The 21330-nt window shown below is 38.6% G+C and carries 22 protein-coding genes; 4 read left to right on the plus strand and 18 right to left on the minus strand.

The window, feature by feature from the left end:
* Positions 1-4 precede the first annotated feature (4 nt).
* Complete coding sequence (locus ABI125_02545; GenBank protein XCF06748.1) at positions 5-397, plus strand: hypothetical protein; 393 nt, start codon at positions 5-7, stop codon at positions 395-397.
* A gap of 137 nt (positions 398-534) precedes the next feature.
* On the opposite strand, the gene ABI125_02550 is transcribed toward ABI125_02545, so the two are convergent.
* Positions 535-1503 (minus strand): endonuclease/exonuclease/phosphatase family protein, encoded by a 969-nt coding sequence (locus tag ABI125_02550; protein ID XCF06749.1) that lies wholly within the window; start codon positions 1501-1503, stop codon positions 535-537.
* Between the two features lie 81 nt (positions 1504-1584).
* Here ABI125_02550 and hflX point away from each other — a divergent pair, with 81 nt between their 5' ends.
* Both hflX and ABI125_02560 read left to right on the plus strand, forming a co-directional pair.
* Entirely contained in the window at positions 1585-2778 is a 1194-nt protein-coding gene (hflX, locus tag ABI125_02555; GenBank protein ID XCF06750.1) for a GTPase HflX, read from the plus strand.
* A gap of 161 nt (positions 2779-2939) precedes the next feature.
* On the plus strand, positions 2940-5201 hold the full coding sequence (locus tag ABI125_02560) for a transglycosylase domain-containing protein (protein ID XCF06751.1): 2262 nt from the start codon (positions 2940-2942) through the stop codon (positions 5199-5201).
* Between the two features lie 39 nt (positions 5202-5240).
* On the opposite strand, the gene ABI125_02565 is transcribed toward ABI125_02560, so the two are convergent.
* The 15 genes from ABI125_02565 to ABI125_02635 all read right to left on the minus strand — a co-directional run bounded on the left by ABI125_02565 (position 5241) and on the right by ABI125_02635 (position 19350).
* Complete coding sequence (locus ABI125_02565; GenBank protein ID XCF06752.1) at positions 5241-6329, minus strand: hypothetical protein; 1089 nt, start codon at positions 6327-6329, stop codon at positions 5241-5243.
* Positions 6330-6336: 7 nt separating this feature from the next.
* The gene (locus ABI125_02570; protein XCF06753.1) at positions 6337-8598 is read right to left on the minus strand and encodes an ATP-binding protein; all 2262 of its coding nucleotides are present in this window, start codon (positions 8596-8598) and stop codon (positions 6337-6339) included.
* The gene (gene dcm, locus ABI125_02575) at positions 8592-9821 is read right to left on the minus strand and encodes a DNA (cytosine-5-)-methyltransferase (GenBank protein XCF06754.1); all 1230 of its coding nucleotides are present in this window, start codon (positions 9819-9821) and stop codon (positions 8592-8594) included. The genes ABI125_02570 and dcm overlap by 7 nt, the downstream gene beginning before the upstream one ends.
* A gap of 239 nt (positions 9822-10060) precedes the next feature.
* Positions 10061-10984 carry a DUF3078 domain-containing protein gene (locus ABI125_02580; protein XCF06755.1) on the minus strand — a complete coding sequence of 308 codons (924 nt, stop codon included), beginning with the start codon at positions 10982-10984 and terminating at the stop codon, positions 10061-10063.
* 100 nt (positions 10985-11084) lie between these two features.
* Positions 11085-11591 (minus strand): DUF2480 family protein, encoded by a 507-nt coding sequence (locus tag ABI125_02585; GenBank protein XCF06756.1) that lies wholly within the window; start codon positions 11589-11591, stop codon positions 11085-11087.
* Between the two features lie 133 nt (positions 11592-11724).
* The gene (locus ABI125_02590) at positions 11725-12060 is read right to left on the minus strand and encodes a cupin domain-containing protein (protein ID XCF06757.1); all 336 of its coding nucleotides are present in this window, start codon (positions 12058-12060) and stop codon (positions 11725-11727) included.
* Positions 12061-12143: 83 nt separating this feature from the next.
* On the minus strand, positions 12144-12470 hold the full coding sequence (locus tag ABI125_02595; protein ID XCF06758.1) for an SUF system Fe-S cluster assembly protein: 327 nt from the start codon (positions 12468-12470) through the stop codon (positions 12144-12146).
* A 67-nt stretch (positions 12471-12537) separates the two neighbouring features.
* Entirely contained in the window at positions 12538-12960 is a 423-nt protein-coding gene (locus tag ABI125_02600; protein ID XCF06759.1) for a SufE family protein, read from the minus strand.
* A gap of 240 nt (positions 12961-13200) precedes the next feature.
* The gene (locus tag ABI125_02605; GenBank protein ID XCF07866.1) at positions 13201-14415 is read right to left on the minus strand and encodes a cysteine desulfurase; all 1215 of its coding nucleotides are present in this window, start codon (positions 14413-14415) and stop codon (positions 13201-13203) included.
* A 92-nt stretch (positions 14416-14507) separates the two neighbouring features.
* Complete coding sequence (sufD, locus tag ABI125_02610) at positions 14508-15821, minus strand: Fe-S cluster assembly protein SufD (GenBank protein XCF06760.1); 1314 nt, start codon at positions 15819-15821, stop codon at positions 14508-14510.
* A gap of 67 nt (positions 15822-15888) precedes the next feature.
* Positions 15889-16278 (minus strand): four helix bundle protein, encoded by a 390-nt coding sequence (locus ABI125_02615; protein ID XCF06761.1) that lies wholly within the window; start codon positions 16276-16278, stop codon positions 15889-15891.
* Between the two features lie 36 nt (positions 16279-16314).
* Positions 16315-17064: a Fe-S cluster assembly ATPase SufC gene (gene sufC, locus ABI125_02620; protein ID XCF06762.1), complete on the minus strand. Its 750-nt coding sequence runs from the start codon at positions 17062-17064 to the stop codon at positions 16315-16317.
* Between the two features lie 2 nt (positions 17065-17066).
* Positions 17067-17477 (minus strand): hypothetical protein, encoded by a 411-nt coding sequence (locus ABI125_02625; GenBank protein ID XCF06763.1) that lies wholly within the window; start codon positions 17475-17477, stop codon positions 17067-17069.
* Positions 17478-17524: 47 nt separating this feature from the next.
* Positions 17525-18973, minus strand: coding sequence for a Fe-S cluster assembly protein SufB (gene sufB / locus ABI125_02630; protein XCF06764.1), 1449 nt, complete (start codon positions 18971-18973; stop codon positions 17525-17527).
* Positions 18974-19020: 47 nt separating this feature from the next.
* On the minus strand, positions 19021-19350 hold the full coding sequence (locus ABI125_02635; GenBank protein XCF06765.1) for an iron-sulfur cluster assembly accessory protein: 330 nt from the start codon (positions 19348-19350) through the stop codon (positions 19021-19023).
* A gap of 291 nt (positions 19351-19641) precedes the next feature.
* Between ABI125_02635 and thiL the strand changes: the two genes are divergently transcribed.
* Positions 19642-20688, plus strand: a complete 1047-nt coding sequence (thiL, locus tag ABI125_02640) for a thiamine-phosphate kinase (protein ID XCF06766.1) — start codon at positions 19642-19644, stop codon at positions 20686-20688.
* On the opposite strand, the gene ABI125_02645 is transcribed toward thiL, so the two are convergent.
* Together ABI125_02645 and ABI125_02650 are read right to left on the minus strand one after the other, a co-directional pair.
* Positions 20678-20935: a hypothetical protein gene (locus tag ABI125_02645; protein XCF06767.1), complete on the minus strand. Its 258-nt coding sequence runs from the start codon at positions 20933-20935 to the stop codon at positions 20678-20680. The two genes, thiL and ABI125_02645, sit on opposite strands and share 11 nt — an antisense overlap.
* A 72-nt stretch (positions 20936-21007) precedes the next feature.
* Positions 21008-21274, minus strand: coding sequence for a hypothetical protein (locus tag ABI125_02650; GenBank protein XCF06768.1), 267 nt, complete (start codon positions 21272-21274; stop codon positions 21008-21010).
* Positions 21275-21330 lie beyond the last annotated feature (56 nt).

Consider the following 21330-nt stretch of genomic DNA (forward strand, 5'->3'; position numbering starts at 1 on the left):
ATATTTGCCAAAAAAAGAGATGACCACTTTCGACGCGCTGTTCTACCACGTTTTTCAGCATTACAAAAACAGAAAAAGTAAAAAGGCCAATAGTATTGCCGTGTTTTATATCACCTTTTTGCAGTGCAGTTTGCTGTTGGTTTTGGGCGTGTTTTTTGCGGGGTTCTTTAGGAGTATGCATGTCGATACCATGTCGGCCGGAAAAGTGTGGACGCTTTTCGTTTTGGCCGTAGTTTTCATTCATTTTAAAAATTGGATGAAATACGGTGGGCGAAAACGAAAAGTACTCAATGCCAAAATGCTGAAAAACAAAAAACTGAATTACAGCATTTGGCTACTGTGGTTATTGCCTTTAGGTATTTTAGGTTTGGCTTTTGTGTTGTTGCAGGCCGTTTGATTTCTGGTGCCATTCCGATTGAAGCATGGGAATCTGTTGAAATTTAGTTCTAAATCATGATATTGGTCGCTGAGCTATTGTTCCGTTAGAATAGAATTTTGATAAGACCCCGAAACGAGTTCGGGGTGACATAAAAGTCACTTCCTAAAAATCGCATACACTGGAAAATGGTCGCTATATCCGCCTTTGTACTTTGGCCCAACGTAAGTTCTAAACGGTTTGCCTTTGTGCCTTCCTTTATTCAGTTTTAAAAAATCGGTATCAAAAATTTCGGCTTTATCGAAACTTAGCGTATTTGGCGTGGCTTCAAAAAAGTTGGTGGTGAACATAATCTGGTCGAACAGATTCCATTTAAAATTATGGGTGGTGGTGCCTCTGGAATAGGTATGTAAAATGTCCATGGGGTTGTACAGTTGACCATGGTTCACAAGGTGCGCAATACTGTTGCAGGACGGGTCGTCATTAAAGTCGCCAATAATCACAATTTTAGCATCCTCATCAACTGCTTTTAGTTGGTCCATGATTTCTACCACTTTTTTGGCTGCAGCAATGCGTTTAAATTCGGTTTCTTTGGCACCTTCACGTCTGGAGGACCAATGGTTCACAATCACATGGATTTTTTCATTATCGAGCAGTCCAGAAACGAGTAAAATATCACGGGTATAATCGGGTTGTCCGTCCTCATCGAGCAATGGCACGCTAAACGTTTCAGAATGCAACACCTTAAAAGCATCAACATCATAAATCAGGGCTGTGTCAATACCGCGTTCGTCGGGCGAATTATAGTGAACGTAGCTATAGTTGTACTCGACTAAATGTTTGGCATTAAGCAAATCTTCAACTACCTTGGCATTTTCCACTTCGGCTAAGCCCACAATGGCCGGAGGTTTTCCGGTTTCTTTTCTACCGATATTGGCAATGGCAAAGCTTAGCTTCCGTAGTTTGTTTTCGTAACGTTTGGGCGTCCATTTTCGTCTGGTATTGGGTAAAAAAGCCTCGTCGTTAATCAGGTGGTCGTCGGTAACGTCAAAGAGGTTTTCGAGGTTGTAAAACGCAATGGTCTGTAAATCGTCACGAACGGGAATATTGGATAAATCTTCAATCATTCACCAAAAATAGACTTTAAGATATAAAAAAGAAAATGCAGTTATTTATGTAACTTTGCGTACATTACAGAAAAGAGATTTATGGGTTTAGAAAAGGCAGTTTTAATAGGAATTGTTACTAAAGATCAAGACGAAGAAAAATTAAAGGAATATCTGGACGAGCTGGAGTTTTTAACCTATACGGCCGGTGGCGATGCCATTAAGCGGTTTACGCAAAAAATGGACATGCCCAACCCGAAAACTTTCATTGGGACGGGAAAAATGGAAGAGGTTCGTCAGTTTATAAAGGACAACGATATCGATACCGCTATTTTTGATGATGAACTTTCGGCGGCACAAGAGCGTAACATCAGTAAAATTCTGAATGTAAAAGTATTGGATAGAACGAATTTGATTCTCGATATTTTCGCCCAGCGCGCCCAAACGAGTTATGCCCGTACCCAAGTGGAACTGGCGCAGTGCGAATATTTGCTGCCCCGACTGCGTGGTATGTGGACGCACTTGGAACGTCAAAAAGGGGGTATTGGAATGCGCGGTCCCGGTGAAACCGAAATAGAAACCGATAGACGTATTGTGCGCGACAAAATAGCCTTGTTGAAAAAGCGTATTGAAACCATCGATAAGCAAATGGCCGTGCAACGTGGCAACCGCGGAAAAATGGTGCGTGTGGCTTTGGTGGGTTACACCAACGTAGGAAAATCGACCTTGATGAACGTGATTAGCAAAAGCGAGGTGTTTGCTGAAAACAAACTGTTCGCAACGCTCGATACTACCGTGCGCAAAGTGGTGATTCAAAACCTGCCCTTTTTGTTGAGCGACACGGTAGGGTTTATTAGAAAGCTGCCCACACAATTGGTTGAGAGTTTTAAAAGTACCTTGGATGAGGTGCGCGAGGCTGATTTGCTATTGCACGTGGTAGATATTTCGCATGCTAATTTTGAGGAACATATCGATTCGGTAAACAAAATTTTGGGTGAAATAGATAGTAGCGATAAGCCCACTATTATGGTGTTCAATAAAATTGATGCCTATGAACCCGAACCTATCGATGAAGATGATTTGGAAACCGAACGCAATGAAAAACACTACACGCTTGCCGAGTGGAAAAAAACCTGGATGAACAAGGTAGGAAACAATGCTTTGTTTATTTCGGCGTTAAATAAACAGAACTTGGAAGATTTCAAAAAACGGGTGTACGATGAGGTTAGGGAAATCCACGTGACGCGTTTTCCGTACAACCACTTTTTGTATCCCGATTACGAGGAGGAAAGTTAGGCTTGGAAAGAAGTTTTGTAATTATGTCCTTTTTGGTTATTCAATGAAGTAGTGCCAATGTCACCTTAAGCTGAGTCGAAAGGTTATTAAATAATGTTGTTTTTATAGGTTTCGATTTTAGTTTATCTTGAGCGAAGCCGAAAGACTCAACCTGACACTAATTGAGTTTATTATTTATGAACAGGATTTTAAACCTACTTAAAAACAAATGGATTAAATGGTCGCTCATTTTGGCTGTTACGGTTGTTGGTTTTTTCATCGTGTTGTATTTCAGTATTTATTTGGGTGTTTTCGGGAGTATCCCGACTAAAGAAGAACTGAGTTCCATCAAACAGGAAGAAGCCACCGAAGTACTGGATAAAAACGGCAAACTGATTGGCAAATACTTTATTTACGACCGGCAGCCGTTGGAATTCCACGACTTTCCGAAACACCTTATTGAAGCCTTAATTGCAACCGAAGATGTTCGGTTTTATGAGCACGATGGCATAGATAACGTGAGTTTACTACGGGTGTTCTTCAAAAGTATTTTGTTGCAGGACAAATCTTCGGGAGGCGGCAGTACCATCACACTTCAATTGGCTAAGAATTTATTTGGGCGCAAAGATTATGCGTTTTTAAGCTTGGTCATTAACAAATTTAAGGAGGCCATTATCGCCAAGCGGATTGAAGATATTTACTCCAAAAATGATATTTTAACACTGTATTTCAATACGGTACCGTTTTCCGATAACACTTATGGGGTAGAAAGTGCCTCGCAAAAATTCTTCAATAAAAGTACTTCAGAATTAAGCATTCCCGAGGCCGCAACCTTGGTGGGCACGCTCAAGGCGAACCATTATTTCAATCCGCGGTTGAATGTGCAGCGCAGCCAAGAGCGCCGCAATGTGGTGCTGCATCAAATGTATAAATATGATTATATTTCAGAAGATTCCTTGAATGTGTATCAAGCCGATACATTGGCTTTAAACTATCGTTCGTTCAATCACGATTTGGGCGTGGCACCTTATTTTCGTGAGCAGGTAAAAAAGGAACTGGCCGGTGTTCTGGATTCCATAAAAAAGCCCAACGGCGAGGCATACGATTTGTACAAAGACGGACTGGTAGTGCACACCACGCTGGATTACGATATGCAGGTTTTGGCCGAGGAAGCCATGAAAGAACACATGGCGAAATTGCAAGCCGATTTTGAAACTTCCCACGGAAAAGGTGCTCCATGGAACACCAACGAACGCCTCATCAACGCGGCGATGCAAAATTTACCCATTTACAAAAAACTGAAAGTGCAGGGGCATTCCGAAGAAACCATACAGGATTCATTGGCTAAAAAACGCCCGGTGGAATTGTTCAGTTGGGCGGGCGATACCGTAAAAAGCATCACGCTAAAAGACAGTTTGCGGCATTACCTCAAATTCTTAAACACGGGCATGTTGGGCATCGAGCCCAGCACGGGAGCCATTCGAACCTATATTGGTGGCATCGATTACCGCTTTTTTAAGTACGACCACGTGTCGCAAAGCGAAAGGCAGGTGGGCTCTACCTTTAAGCCTTTTGTTTATACGGCTGCCATTGAGGACGGTATGAAACCCTGTACCTACTTTTCGTTGGCCGAGGTGACTTATACCAATTACGACGATTGGACGCCCAGTAATTCGGGCGGTGAAGATGAAGACCCGCATATCAACTACACTTTAGAAAAAGCCCTGAGCCAATCGGTCAACACCATTGCCGTAAAGGTTTTGGATAAAGTGGGGATTGACAAAGTACATCAGCAGGTAAAAAAACTGGGCATTGAAAAAGAATTGCCGAACGAGCCCTCGTTGGCCTTGGGTGTGGCCGAAATCAATCTTAAAAACCTAACGGGAGCTTATGCCAGTTATGTTAATGACTCGAAGGTGGTAAGGCCGTACAGTATCAGTAAAATTGAAGATCGGCACGGCAAGGTGATTGCCGAATTCAAACCCAAAGTGAACACCAACGAAGCGTTTAGCGACTACACCCGCGAGGTGATGCTGGAAATCATGAAGGAAACCGTAAACAGTGGTACAGCCGCACGCTTGCGAAGCACCTACGGATTAAGTAACGACATCGCGGGGAAAACAGGCACTACACAAAACAATAAAGATGGTTGGTTTGTGGGCATTACGCCCCAATTGGTCACCGTAACTTGGGTGGGCAACGATAACCACAGTATTGGCTTTAAAACCACTGGGCTAGGGCAGGGCGCCAACTCGGCATTGCCCATTTTTGCGAAGTTTTACCAAAAACTGAATGCCGACAGCCAGTTTAATGCCATTACCAATGCTCAATTTAAAAAACCTTCGGAAGCCGTTTTGGAAGACCTAAACTGCGAACCCGAAAAACGCGATGGCTTTTTTAAACGTTTGTTTGGCGGAAAGAAAAAGAAGCGGAGGTTTGAGTAGATTGATGGTTTAGATGTTCTTTGTTCCTAAAATTAAAAGTTATTTGACTTGAATGAAAATTGAATTATATATTTCATTCGAATCAAAATCAGGGGAGCCTTGTCTAGAATAATAATTTGAATACCTAGAAATTATATCTTTTAAAAATGGTTGAGAAATTGTTGCAATCCTCTCTATTTTGTTTGCTTTTAATAATTCATTCACTTCATTGCTTGCTATGGTTAACTTTTCTTGAAAATCTATGAGACCTGGTTCAATTCCTTCTGCTTTTGGGATAAAATGATACTTCTGTTTTTTATTTTCAAAAAAACCAATTAGTCGTTTTCTATTAGAATTATTTGGTGATGTATCGTGATTCAAAAGATTGTAGTTTTCGACTATATCTTGGAGTGGTTTAATTTTACAAAATAAAATAAAATCCGCGTTTCTGTTTCCATCTTTTCGAAGTACAATATCACAAGATGGTGTAAGGATTAAAAATCTATTTTTTTCTAAAGTAACAATGTCTCCAGTAAAAAGATTTTTCTTTATTGGTTTTGTTATGTAAAATTCACTAGGGTGATATTTTTCTAATTCTTCATCTATATATTCTTGCATATGTAGCAAAGTGTAACGAAGAAGTGATTTTTCTTTTTCCAAAGCTGTTCTTGTAGTGTCATTTACCCATAAATCCATCGAGTTAGACATATGATTCCAAAAAATAGAATTTAAATATTCTTCAATGGTGCCCTTTTTACCTAAAATTTTTGTTACACCGGTTTTGTGAATGTCTATTATTTCAGTTAAAATATTCTTGAAGCTGCCATCTCTAGAGCGTTTTTTTAGAAAGGCATTTTCTTCTTGTTCAACTTGACCCAAACTTCCTGAAACAATAAATATTGGAAACCTTAATTTATTTTGAATGTCTTCAACGATTTCTAGACCTTCTAAATCACCTGAAGTTGAAGATAATTTTAAATCTATTATTGCAGCATCATAATTTGGACTAATGAGCGACTTTTTAGCATCTGCCAAGTTTTCCTTTACTTCAGGATCAATTTGTATTTCAGACTTTTTGTTAAAAGAATCAATATTGTCAAGATAGGACTGAATTGTTGCTTTGTCGTCTTCAACTATTAGTAAATTCATATTATTTTTATTGTAGCGTTACTTCAACTTTAAAAAATGCGCCTGTCTCGGAATAAATTGCTTTTAGTTCACCATCATTTCTATCTATCGCTTCACCAGCAATTGCTAATCCTAAGCCTGTTCCTCCACCCGTTTTATTACTGAATTCTGGCTCAAAAATCACTTCACTTTCAATTAGATGTTTATCTATACCTGGTCCATTATCTCGGTATTCAATAATCAGTAGGTCGTCGTCCTCTTCTTCGTAAATTTTAAAGGATATTCTTTTTTCTCTATCTGTAATGTTCTGAAACCAGTAAAGACTATTATCAACTAGATTAGTAAAAACGATATAAAAATCTTCTTTCCAACCTAATGCTGTTAAGTTTATATCGCAATCTATTTCAAAGTCGACACTTTGAGAAGTTAACTCCGACAAAAACACATCTTTTACATTTTCTACAACTTGTCTAATATTAAAATCTTTCTTTCTACTTCTTTTCTTAGCGGATAATGGGTCTAACTTCCCAAACAAATCAATAAAGATTTTACCTTGCTCATCAATGACTGAAAGTCTGTTTAAAATTTTATCTAGTAAATCTTGGCTAAATTCGTTTTCTAATTCCTCACTCCATTCTTTAATCAATGGAATTTGATTTTTAAAATAACCTAAAGGTTTTCTTCCCTCGTGCAATACAACATTAACAATCTTACCAACCGTTGCCTGACCTTGATATAGAGCAATAACTTGTTTCAGTTCATCTGCAATTTTGTTGTTTTTCTTTTCTTTGTCAGAAATTAATTTGTTTATACCGTCTCGTTTGGTCTTTTCAACACCAAGTGTATCAAGTTCCTTGTTAATTTTTTCGTGTAAATCTTGAAAATTATAAAGACCTTTTATTTTCTCGTTAATATCTCTGTTGTTTCGACCTAGTCCAACACTTTGACGATAAGCAAACCTCCTATTTTCTAATTCTTTTAAAACACTTTTAGCGATTTGAATTAATCCAGCATATTGTGAGTTCTCTTTCAAGCCATCTCTGGCACTTTTCTCAATCAATCCAGATTTATTCTCTGATTCAATATGGATAAAACCAATAACTTGGTCACTCCCGACTTTTAAGGATGGGTTTTGAACTCTTTGCTTGTCAAGTAACAGCCAATCGAAACCGGCATCTCCTAATGGACGAATTCTAAATCCATTTCTATATACTCCTATACCATTAAATTTGTCTAGTATAATTCTAGCCTCTCTTCTGCCGACATATTTTCCTGTAGTAGGGTCTTTTAAACCTCTTTCGATTAAACCATCTATCGAATTTGGGTCTCTATCAAAAACTCGAAAATCAAATTTTACATTACCACAATATTTACCTTTAGTAATATCGTCATCTGATTCAATGTTCAATGGTATTTCGAATGAGGGTAAAATTTCTTTAGGGGCATTTTTAATTCGATTGTTTTCAAACTTTAATTCGGCTATTCCTTCACTATTTACCGTGCCAGATATTCTATAATCGAAAAGTTCAAATAAAGGATATGGTTCTATTATCTCAGTATAATTAGCGTACCCTTCACTAAAGGGGAAATCACCTATTTCAAGTTGAATTTCAAACTTGTTGTTGTCTTCAGTAGATGTTTCCTCTTCTTCATCTTTTTCTATTGGTGGAATTAATTTTTTTAATTCAAATTTTAAGTTTTGGATTTGTTTTGCAGACCATTCTTCTAAATGGTTTTCATCTCCAACAATAATTATTTCTGTTCCACTTGATTCATTTGTTTTGTAATTCTCAATAAGAACATCAACATCACTTAAATATTTAGCATTTTCAAAATGCTCCCAGATAAGATATAAAGTTGTTAAGTCACCACTCTCATCAATGGTTTGTAATACCATATCATCACCAATCATTGACGCAGAATATCTTCCGATACCCTTTTTTCCTTGCATTATTCTACCTTTGGGACTTATACCTCTATTTAATTTATCATCGGTAGAGGGAACCATCCATTTTTCAGTAACTGTTTCAAAGGTCATACCATGACCTTCATCTTTAATTATAACTTTAATGCCTTCTTGTTCTACTTCTTTGCCTTTTTCGATGATAGTTTTTTTAAATGGAAGCAAAGAAACTTTGCAATTTGGAGAATCAGCATCGTAGGCATTCTTAACTAATTCGACTATTGCAGCATATTTGTCCTTGATTAAGTCTCTACCAATTGTAATTATGTGCCTTCCCGCTGGGCGTATTTGATATAGGCCATCTTTTATTTTGTTTTCTTTTAACATAGTTGTTCTTTGATTGAAATAGCTATTGTAAAAGCCATTAAAGGAGGAACGGCATTTCCTATTTGTCGAAAAGCGGCTGTTCTGCCACCTTCGAAGAAAAAATCATCTGGGAATGATTGAATTCTGGCTGCTTCGCGAACGGAAATAGATCTAACTTGTTTAGTGTCGGGGTAAATGTAGTGATGGCCATCTTTTGCTATATGTGCCACCATTGTATGAGAAAGTCCATTTATATCAACTACCTTGAACCTATCAACAAAAGACTTCTCATTTTTATGAGTTTTTAATGTGCTTGGCAAATCTGGGTATTTTAATCTTTCCGATTTTTTTAGCCATTTGTTTATTGCTATTTTATAGATGCTTAAATCTCTTTCATTGTGCGGTCTCGCAATATGCTGAGTTACAAAGTCAACACCGTTTCTTAACTCAAATTTTTCAAGGTAACTTGTAGTTGGTCCGATATATTTTGTGACATTGTTTTGTTCTCCGGGTTTGAGTTTTTTTAAATCAGAAAGAATTTGGCTTAAGTTAAATTTTTCTTGGACTTTGTTAAATTTAGGGTACTCAAAGTTTAAACCTTTTTTCCAGCCAATTAATATGATTCGCCTTCTTTTCTGTAATACGCCGAAATGTTCAGATTTCTGAATTGTATAGTCTAGTTCATACCCAATACGCTTAAAATAAGCTTGCATATTTTTAAAATAACTTCCTTTTTCAGCGGTGATTAAACCCATGACATTTTCAAAAACGAAGACTTTTGGTTCGTACTTTTTTAGAAATTTTGCATATTCTTTATATAAAAAATTTCTAGGGTCGTTTTTCATTCGGTTTTTATCTCTTGACCGTCCAACTAAAGAGTATGCTTGGCAAGGCGGGCCACCAACAATGAGGTCAATTTCTTTTCCTTTAGCCAGCTTATCTATTTTGTCGAAAATAATTTTGTTGTTATCGCCGCCAATGGGAATATTTATTACTGAGTTGGATATTTCCGGGGTGCCAAATTTTTCTAAAAAATCATTCCTTGAAATACTCTCCGAAATGTAATCGTAATAACTATCTAATTTTTTTTCAGAGTTTAACTTGTGGTAGATTAATCTGGTTTCTAAAGTGTCACAAGCCTTTTTGTCTATTTCAACGTGAGCTATTGGTTTAAAGCCAGCTTTGATAAAGCCTTCGGATAGGCCGCCAGCCCCTGAGAATAAATCTATAAAATTGTAACTCATTTTTATATAAAATAAAGTGTTACCAAAGGTACAACTTCTTTTGAGCTTTCATTTGTAATGAAATCAATCCAGTATAGTTGTTTTATACTTTATGTGTCTTTAAAGGAATTGAATACGATTATACGAAAATAGTCGTAAATCTTTACAAAAACAAAAATTTAAACAATCTCCAAAACAAAAAACGCCCCCTGCAAGCAGGAGGCGTTTTTTAAGAGTTAGTCTGTGTTCTAAAACTATTTTTAGAATTTATACGAAACACCTACGGTGTAATAGGTTTGTAATTTGTTATCGACATCATCAAAACCAGTGGCTGTTGGTGGGTCTTGCGCCAAAGCATAGTTTAAGGCTTCCTGCTTGTTGCTGCGCAATCCAAAATCGAAACCAACACCAATCATTTTCCAAAGGGTATAGCTAAACGAGTTGGTCCATGTAAAGTTCGATAGGTCGCCCGACTTATAGCTTTGAAAGGTCGAGAAATTGGTTTTAAAGTTAACGGCACCAAATTGGCGGGTATAATCGGCCACGATTTTAGCACCCAACGACGAATCGAAAACGGCATCGTTATCGGCAAAAACAATGTTGTAGTTTAAGGGGTGGATCACAACGATAAGGTTGGTAATGGGCGTCCAAGTGGCACCGATACCAAGATCTAAATAGCCTGGGTCGTTGAAGTTATCCAATAAGGTAGTGCGGTATTCCATTAAACCAGAAGCCGCTAAAGTTTTGGTGATGTTTCTACCGTAAAGAGAGCTTAGGTTGAATACATCGGTAGTGGGGTTGAAGCTGTCGTCATCATTCGGGTCGTCTTTATCATCCAACTTTACCCAATTCAGGTTCGTGGTTAAGGAGTTTCTCCAGAAAAATTTATCTTCAATTAAATTAGCGAAAGCATTTAAGGTAAAGCCAATATTTCCCGAAGCGTTGTTTGGCGTACCTTGTGCGTACCAGTTGTTAAAGTTTGAAAGGCTACCGCCAATGGTTCCAAAAGCACCAGTTCTCCAACCGGGAAGGGCGTCAATTTTTGCCTGAATGGCGTTAGCTTCTTTTTGAGCAGCATTCGCCTCGGCTTGCTTTTCCGCCTTTTGGGCTTGCAGTTCCTCTTTAGTTTGGGCGTTGGCCGAAACCATTCCAATAAAACATACAAATAATAAGATTCTTTTCATTTTCAAATTAGTGTTTAAGGTTTAAGTAAATTAATGGCTGTTGGGGTTTAGACCCCATTTTTAGGGAGAAGTCACATATCGATTTCTCGAAATGACTTTTTTATTTCTTTTTATATAGTGGCACCGAAGAACAGGCCTCGCCATACATAATCGATTTGGCTACTGACTTTAATTTAGTGGCCAGCATGATATAAGCGTTTTCTGGAACGGGCTTTTTGGAGCAGCCTTTAATGATGAGCGGTTTGCCCTCGAATTCTGAAACGTCTAAATTTTGGATGATATCTTGGTAAATGGACGTTTCCAATTGCTCCAAATTGCCAATAACCACTTTTTTGGCATAGGGCTCCAGCTGAATGCTGATGAGCATGTACGCCCAGCCCGGAATAATAGCATCGGAAGTGCAGGTGAGCGCCACATAACTGTCTTGGTATTGCGACCAATCGTGTTCGTTCACTTGATTTCTAAAGTCTTTTTCACGGAGCACGAAGCCTTCAAAGAGCCAATCTTTGATATCGAAAAGCACACGTTGCCCTTTGGGATAGTAATCCTCTAGGTTTACGGTAACCAGTTTACTGTTCGCTACGCGGTTGATGATTTCGTCTGCCATGTGGTATTTGGGATAAAATGTATGTTTTCGTCATTCGGCAAAACATCATAAAGATTTCTCGACTCCGCTCGAAATGACAAAAAGTTAAATTTTGATACTACGTTTTTTGTTGATGCCTAAAATAGACGTTCAATTATAGAAAATCTTCACGAATGGGGTTGAAGCTGTCAATTAACCGAACGTTTTCCGTTAAGGTTTGCACCGAATGATTTAGGTTCGATTCAATTTTAAACACATCGCCTTCGTTTAAAAGGTATTCGCGGTCTTCCACAAACAATTTTAACGAACCGCTGGCCACATAAGTAATCTGCTCGTGCGGGTGGTTGTGCGGTGGGTCGGGTTGCGCCATAGGCCCGTTGTTAAAATCGATTACCGTAACCATTAAATCATTTAAGTGAACCACCTTGCGGTTTAAATTGGGGTTTAAGGCTTCAAAACCTTCGCTGCTTTTTACTACTTCTTTAGACATAGTGTTGTTTAGTTTGTTTTTGAATTTGAACGGTCATTTCGACTCCGCTCAGTGACCGCGCTTAAATGATGAATTCTTTTTTATTACAACATGCCCAATTCCAGTTTGGCTTCTTCGCTCATCAATTCTTGTGTCCATGGCGGATCGAAAGTAATTTCCACCTCGGCATTGTTTACGGCATCGAGCGACTTCACTTTTTCCTCAACCTCCAAAGGCAATGTTTCGGCCACGGGACAGTTGGGCGTAGTCAGCGTCATTAAGATTTTTACATCGTAATCTTCGTTAACAAATACGTCGTAAATCAATCCGAGTTCGTAAATATCAACAGGAATTTCGGGATCATAAATGGTTTTTAAAACGTTTACTATTTTTTCTCCCAATTCGGCGGTGTCTATGCTTGTTTGGCTCATCCTTAGAATGTTTATGCGTTTATTGGTTTAATCGTTTACTTGCTTGCAACAGTTAAACGCCTCAACGCTATTTTAATTGTGTTTGGTATGCAATGGCATACATTTTTAACTGCTTCACCATGCTTACCAGTCCGTTGGCACGCGTTGGTGATAAATGCTCTTTTAAACCGATTTTGTCGATAAAACTGGTATCGGCATCAATAATATCTTTGGGCTTTTGGTTAGAGAACACCCGAATTAAAATAGCGATAATGCCTTTGGTGATGATGGCATCACTATCGGCGGTAAATTCTACTTTATCATCCTTCATTTCGGCGTGTACCCAAACTTTACTTTGGCAACCTTTAATGATATTATTGTCGGTTTTATATTGGTCGTCGATAAGGGGTAATTCTTTCCCTAAATCGATCATATATTGGTAACGCTCTTCCCAGTCTTCGAACATGGAAAATTCGTCAATTATTTCATTTTGAATCTCTTCTATAGTCACAATGATAAGTTTTGCACAAAAATACAATAACAAAAGTTGCTATTCAATGTTTTTGCAAATTGATAACATTTCTAGTTTTTTTAAGAAGTAGAATTTGAGCATTATGCGGATTTCTCATTTCAACTCCAGTTTATCTTGAGCATCTCGACTGCGCTCGATACAAGCTCAAGTCGAAAAGGCTCAGTGCAGGTTAAGTTCTTTTCTTATTTCATCGAAATAACACAGGTGGTTTGTGTCTAGTTAAGACAACATCATTTTCGCTTTCTTTACGCCTTCTACCAAAGCATCAATTTCTTCTTTGGAATTGTAAAAGGCGAATGAAGCACGCACGGTTCCCGGAATTTTATAAAAATCCATAATAGGTTGTGCGCAGTGGTGACCGGTTCGTACGGCAATACCCATTTTATCTAAAATCGAGCCCACATCGTAAGGGTGGATGCCCTCCAAATTAAATGAAATTACCGAGGTTTTTTGTGGGGATGTACCGTAAATTTTGAGGCCATCTATTTCCAAAAGTGTGTCGGTAGCGTAATGGAGCAACTCATTTTCGTAATTGGCAATGGCATCGAAACCAATTTGGTTCATATAATCGATGGCCGTTCCAAAAACGATACCGCCACAAATGTTGGGGGTTCCTGCTTCGAATTTATGGGGCAGTTCGGCATATGTGGTTTTTTCGAAAGTCACTTCTGCAATCATTTCACCACCACCTTGGTAGGGTGGTAGTTTTTTAAGCCATTCCTCTTTGCCGTAAAGCATACCTACTCCAGTTGGGCCACACATTTTATGGGCCGAGGCCACATAAAAATCAACATCGAGTTTTTGTACGTCGGGTTTGATATGCGGACATGATTGTGCACCATCAATTAAAACGGCTGCTCCAACGGCATGGGCTTTTTCAATAATGTATTCAATAGGGTTTATAGTCCCTAGTGCGTTCGAAATGTGGTTGACGAAAACGAGTTTGGTGTTTGCTGAAAGCAGGTTGTCGAACTCATCCATCAACAATTCGCCTTCCTCGTTCATGGAGATGACTTTCAAAACAGCACCCGTGCGCTCGCAAAGCATTTGCCACGGCACGATATTACTGTGATGCTCTAAGGCCGAAACGATAATCTCGTCGCCTTTTTTCAGCAAAGCGGAAAATCCGTTGGCGACTAAATTAATGCCGTGTGTAGTCCCCGAAGTAAAAATAATTTCGTGGGTAAACTGGGCATTGAAATGGGCTCTTATTTTTTCGCGCGACTGTTCGTAAAGATCAGTGGCTTCTTGGCTCAACGTGTGTACGCCACGATGAATGTTGGCGTTGTAGTTTGAGTAATAATCTGCAATGGCATCGATAACCTGTTTAGGGGTTTGCGATGTGGCAGCATTATCAAAATAAACCAAAGGCTTCCCGTTTACTTTGCGTGAAAGTATGGGGAAGTCTTTTCGGATGTCTTGTACGTTGAACATGGCTGATGGGTTAGCCCCGATAGTAGTGGTATCCTTTTTTGCCATTAAAGCAAAAAAGATATAGCAGATAGCGGGATTAGCTTCAAAAAAATTTAAAGATCGAAACCAATATTTACGCCCAATTTGTTGGCGATAATTTTGGTGATGCGTTGTTTGATTTCAGGAATTTTAACCGAGCTTAATACATCGTTGCTGAAAGCGAACATTAAAAGTCCTTTGGCCTCTTTTTCGGGAATACCGCGCGAACGCATGTAGAATAAGGCGCTTTCGTCTAACTGACCAATGGTACAACCATGCGAACATTTTACGTCGTCGGCAAAAATTTCCAACTGTGGTTTGGTGTTAATGGTTGCTTTGTCGCTGATCAATATATTGTTGTTGGCCTGGAACGCATTGGTTTTTTGGGCCTCTTTTTCAACAATCACTTTACCGTTGAACACACCCGTGGCATTTTCATCAAAAATACCTTTGTAATCTTGGTGGCTCTCGCAATTAGGCTCGATGTGGTGCACCAAAGTATTGTGGTCCACATGCTGTTTGTTGCCAATAATGGTCACACCTTTTAAGGTAGAGTCGATATGCTCGCCGTTTTGGAAGAAATTAAGGTTGTTACGCGTTAATTTTCCACCGAAACTGAATGTGTGTACCGAAACGTGACTTTGTAGTTTTTGGTTGATATAAGTATTGTCTATCAACGAAGCATTGTCGTTATCGTTTTGGATTTTGTAATAATCAACAATAGCGCGTTTGTTCGCGAAAATTTCGGTAACGCTATTGGTCAACACGGCATTATCGGTTAAACTTTGGTGGCGCTCGATAATTTGAACGTGTGAATTCTCGTCCACAACAACTAAGTTGCGAGGCTGCAACATGGTAGCGGCTTCGTTTCCTGTTGAAAAATGGATGATTTGAATGGGTTTTTCAACCAGTTTGTTCTTCGGAATATGGATGTACGCTCCTTCTTGTGAGAAGGCTGTATTCAATGAAGTTAAGCTGTCTTTTGTGGCGGCTTTATTGAAATAATTTTCAATCACCAAACGGTATTTTGGTTTTGAAAGCGCCGAAGACATCAAGCAAACATCGATACCCTCATGCGTGGTTTGCGATAAGTGTGATGAATATTTGCCATCGATAAACACAATTTTATAACTGTCGATATCGTGGATAAAATATTTTCTAACCTCGCTGTATTCCAAAGCTTTTTCGCGTTTTGGGAATACGCTGTAATCTTCCTTTAATATTTTATTTAAAGAGGTGTATTTCCAAGCTTCGTCCTTTTTGGTAGGAAAGCCTTTTTCTTCAAATATTTTTATGGCATCACTTCTAAGGCCATGAACGTAGGCGTCTACATCCACCTCGTTTTCAAAGGCCATAAATGATGATACTAATTTGTCTTTTAATTCCATTGTTTTACTGTTTCAGGTTTCAAGTTTCTTGTTAGGGGTTTCAGGTTTCAGATACCGCCTTTAGCACTTATTTAAACTTGTTTCCTTTAAAATCTTTATTATTTAAGTATGAAATGAAAGCAGAAATTCTTTTGCTTAACTTTTCATACTCATCAACTAATATATTTAACTTTTCTTCTGAAATATATTCAGAATCGAAAACTCTATACAATTGAGATCTGGCTTCTCCAGCTGAGCCTTTGGCAATCGACAAAAATTGCCTGAACTCTAAGTTTCCATCTCTTTCAAAACCTTCAGCGATATTGTCCATTACAGAACCTGCCGAAGCTTTTATTTGGTCTTTTAATCTGAAATCGGTTTTTAAGCCTGTTTCATTGGCAATAACTTTAATTTGATTGAATAGTCTTCTGGCTTCTTGCCAAATTTCTAAATCTTCAAATCGTTTTATGGTTGCCATAAACCTGAAACAAAAAACTTTAAACCCAAGAATTGGCTAAACCAATTCTTGTTTTATCCAATCGTAACCTTTTTCTTCTAGCTCGTGAGCCAATTCTTTTGGTCCGGATTTTACGATTTTTCCGTTGTGCAAAACGTGTACAAAATCGGGTACGATATAATCCAATAAACGTTGGTAGTGGGTAATCACTACTACGGCGTTGTCTTTGCTTTTTAGTTTGTTAACCCCGTTGGCTACAATACGAAGGGCATCGATATCTAAACCTGAATCGGTTTCGTCAAGAATAGCCAATTTAGGCTCTAGCATAGCCATTTGGAAAATTTCGTTACGTTTTTTCTCTCCTCCGGAAAAGCCTTCGTTTAATGAACGCGATAAGAATTTGCGGTCAATCTCCAAAAGCTCTGATTTTTCACGGATGAGTTTAAGCATGTCTTTAGCAGGCATTTCTTCCAAACCTTTAGCCTTACGGGTTTCGTTAATGGCCGTTTTCATAAAGTTGGTTACCGATACGCCTGGGATTTCAACAGGATACTGAAATGATAAAAATATACCTTTATGTGCACGTTCTTCGGCAGCAAGCTCATCAATTTCTTCACCTAAAAACTCGATGTTGCCCTCTGATACTTCATATTCTTCCTTCCCGGCAATTACCGAAGCCAAAGTACTTTTGCCCGAACCGTTTGGTCCCATTATGGCGTGTACTTCTCCAGCCTTTACTTCTAGGTTAATCCCTTTTAGGATGCTCTTCTCCTCAACACTTGCGTGTAAATTATTAATTTTTAACATAACTACTCTTGTCCTAATTTTACAACGTTGTTTTTGTCTTTAGGAAGCGGGTTTACGTTGAGTATTTCGGCAATTTCAACCTTGTTTTCCCAAAGGATTTTATCGTCTTTTTGGTTTGTAATTTTTCCTCTTATTTCTACTTCAACCATATCGGTTGGTTCGTTTTTATATTGTTCGGCGCGTTGGCTTAACTCTTTTAGCTTGTCGGTAATAAAAACACCGTAAATATTGGCATGTGTTTGTAAAACGGCTGCGCCGTCGTAATACACAAATTCGCCTTTTAATAAAGTTAGTCCGTCGCTTTGCTTTTCGGTGCTAATCGTATTGGTTTCTTCTTTTTGCTCTGATTTGTTATCGTTTTTACAGCTTAAAAAAACGCTTAGAATCAGTGCTATTGAAAATATGTTTTTCATGTGAATTTACTTTGTTAAAACACTTCGACTGCGCTCAGTGTGACATTTTACCCAACACTACCTTCTAAACTGATTTCCAATAATTTTTGTGCTTCTACGGCAAATTCCATAGGCAACTTGTTCAATACCTCTTTACTAAAACCGTTTACAATCAAAGCGATGGCTTTTTCGGTATCGATACCACGTTGGTTACAGTAAAAAATTTGGTCTTCACCAATTTTACTGGTGGTGGCTTCGTGCTCGATTTTGGCTGATTTATTTTTAGCTTCGATGTATGGGAAGGTGTGCGCCCCACATTCGTTGCCCATCAATAAACTATCGCATTGTGAAAAGTTACGGGCGTTTTCGGCTCTAGAATTGATTTGAACCAATCCGCGGTAACTGTTTTGCGATTTACCCGCCGAAATACCTTTTGAAATAATGGTCGATTTAGTGTTTTTGCCTAAATGGATCATTTTGGTACCCGTATCGGCTTGTTGGTAATTGTTGGTCACGGCAATGGAATAAAACTCACCCACCGAATTATCACCTTTCAATACACAACTTGGGTATTTCCAAGTTACGGCTGAACCGGTTTCCACTTGTGTCCAAGAGATTTTTGAGTTTTTCTCGCACAATCCACGTTTGGTTACAAAGTTGAAAACACCACCTTTTCCTTCGGCATTTCCAGGGAACCAGTTTTGTACGGTGCTGTATTTTATTTCGGCATCTTCCAAAGCGATAAGCTCAACCACAGCCGCGTGCAATTGGTTTTCGTCGCGGCTTGGTGCGGTACAGCCTTCCAAATAGCTTACATAACTGCCCTCGTCGGCAATTACGAGGGTACGCTCAAACTGACCCGTTCCGGCTTGGTTGATTCTGAAGTATGTTGATAATTCCATGGGGCATTTTACACCTTTTGGAATGTAACAGAAGGAACCATCACTGAAAACAGCCGAGTTTAAAGCCGCATAAAAATTGTCGGTTTTCGGTACTACCGTGCCAATATATTTTTTTACCAGCTCTGGGTGCTCTTGGATAGCCTCAGAAATACTCATAAAAATAATGCCTTTTTCGGCCAATGTCTTCTTGAAAGTGGTAGCTACCGAAACGGAATCCACTACAACGTCCATAGCCACACCAGCCAATTTTTTCTGTTCATCCAATGAAATTCCCAGTTTGTTGAAGGTTTCCAAAAGTTCTGGGTCTACCTCGTCAATACTGTTGTATTTTGGTTTTTTGTTAGGCGCTGAATAGTAAGAAATGGCCTGGAAATCTGGTTTTTCGTACTTAACGTTCGCCCACTCGGGTTCTTCCATGCTTTGCCAAACACGAAAAGCCTCCAAGCGCCATTCGGTCATCCATTCAGGTTCTTCCTTTTTTTGGGAAATAGCCCGAACAATATCTTCATTTAAACCATTGGGAAAGGTATCCGACTCAATATCGGTATAAAACCCATACTCGTATTCCTTGGTTTTTAATTCTTCTCTTAAATCGTCTTCAGTATATTTACTCATGTTTTTCTTTTTAAGTGCCTTCCCTTGGGGAAGGTTAGGATGGGCCTCTATAGCGAGAATGATTCACCACAACCACAGGTGCGGTTGGCATTGGGGTTGTTAAATACAAAACCTGTTCCGTTCAATCCGCCGGAATATTCCAAAGTCGTTCCAATCAAGTAAAGAAAGCTTTTTTTGTCAACAATAATCTTTACGCCGTTGTCTTCAAAAACTTTATCGCCTTCTTGTTGTTCTTTATCAAATTTCAAATCGTATGATAATCCAGAACAACCTCCGCTTTTCACGCCCACGCGAATGTAATCGGTAGCGGCATTGTAGCCGTCATCAGCCATTAGCTCTATCACTTTCTTTTTAGCTGTTTCAGAAACTTTTATCATAATTAAATAGATTAACTCTAAATAGAGTGCAAATATACAATATAAGTCATGGATTACCATAGAACCTAACATTATATTAGTATATGCTTTTATAGTTTTTAGTTATTGATTGTTAAAGGCGGAATTGTTTGTAAATATGCCAAGGAAACCCGATAATTTTAAGGTTTAATAAACCCATTTGATTTTTATTGTTTTGGGAATTCAATGCAAAGAAATGACGGGGAACAGAGGTGGGCGACGATTTTATTTTAATAAATAGCAAAAACAAAATTAGCTTCTTATTTTTGCAGCATGATAGAAGATAAAAACCAGCAGCGCACACCGTTAAGTGAATTGGGTGAATTTGGACTTATTGACCACCTGACCAAGAATTTTAAAATTCAGCATAAATCGACCATAAAAGGGATTGGCGACGATGCGGCCGTTTTAAATTTTAAAAACAAAAACGTTGTGGTAACCACCGATATGTTGGTTGAAGGTGTGCATTTCGATTTAAGTTACGTGCCTTTGAAGCATTTGGGCTACAAGGCGGTGGTTGCGAACCTTTCTGATGTTTATGCCATGAATGCGAAGGCTACGCAGGTAACGGTTTCTATAGCGGTATCGAACCGTTTTCCGTTGGAAGCAGTGGAAGAGTTGTATGCCGGCATTGAAACCGCGGCGTCTATTTATAATATTGATGTTGTTGGCGGAGACACTACGTCTTCCACTACCGGATTATTAATTTCGGTTACCGCTATTGGCGAAGTTGAAACGGGTAACGAAGTTTATCGAAGCGGAGCTAGGCCTAACGATTTGTTAGTGGTTTCGGGTGATGTAGGCGGTGCTTACATGGGGCTTCAGGTTTTAGAGCGCGAAAAAGAGGTGTTTAAGGTGAATCCGCAAAACCAACCCGATTTATCGCTTTATACTTATATTATTGAAAGGCAATTAAAGCCTGAGGCCAGAAAAGATGTTGTAAAGTTGTTGGAGGATTTAAAAGTAAAGCCAACATCGATGATTGATGTGAGCGATGGTTTGTCTTCTGAAATTATACATTTATGCAAAAACAGTGAAGTGGGTTGCGATTTGTATGAAGAAAAAATACCGTTAGATCCCCAAGTGATTTCAACTTGCGAGGAGTTTAATATTGATAGCACAACGGTGGCGCTGAATGGCGGAGAAGATTACGAATTGTTGTTTACTATTTCACAGGATGATTATCCGAAAATAAAAGCCAATCCGCATTTAACGGTTATTGGGCACATGAAGGGTGCGAAAGAAGGAATACATCTAGTTACCCGTGCAGATACTAGAATTCCGATAAAAGCCCAAGGTTGGAAAAATTTTAATGCCTAAAAACCAATAAGTGGTCTTGATTGAAAGTGGTTTGTTTATTCACGGCTCTTAAAAGCCGCCTATTGTGAACGCGTTCTAAAACCTCGTTGATTTCCTTGAATTTTGGAGTTAGTTCGGTTAAACGACCGTTACTATTTGTGGTAAACTCTTTTTTACAATGTTTACATTGGTATTCGGTAACATGATAGGTAACTTGTTTTGTGGGTTTCAAATCATGTCCGAACACTTTGCAGTGGATGCTTCTCATTTTACGCTATTAATTAAATTTTAGAGAGAGCATGTAAATTATTAAAAAGTGCTGAAAAGTGGATTGTTAGTTTTAATAGATCGACGAAACGAGTGTTTTCTTCTTTAAACGTTCAGTTCTGGAATGGTGAATGCGTTCCAAAATGGCGTTAATCTCTTTAAATTTAGGGGTTAGCTCGATTAAATTTCCATTACTGTTGGTGGTTAATTGCTTCTTACAACGGCTGCAAGTGTACTCTTTTACGTGGTAGGTTACTTTTTTTGTGATTTGGTAGTTGTGCCCAAAAACATTGCAGTACATGCTTGGGATGAGCAGGGTTTTGTTGGTAGGTTTTTCCATGATTTAGGTTTTTAGGGAGCCTAAATCTATAAATAAAAATTTAATACATCGACAAA

The sequence above is a fragment of the Tamlana crocina genome (assembly GCA_040429635.1).
Lineage (GTDB): Bacteria > Bacteroidota > Bacteroidia > Flavobacteriales > Flavobacteriaceae > Flavisericum > Flavisericum crocinum.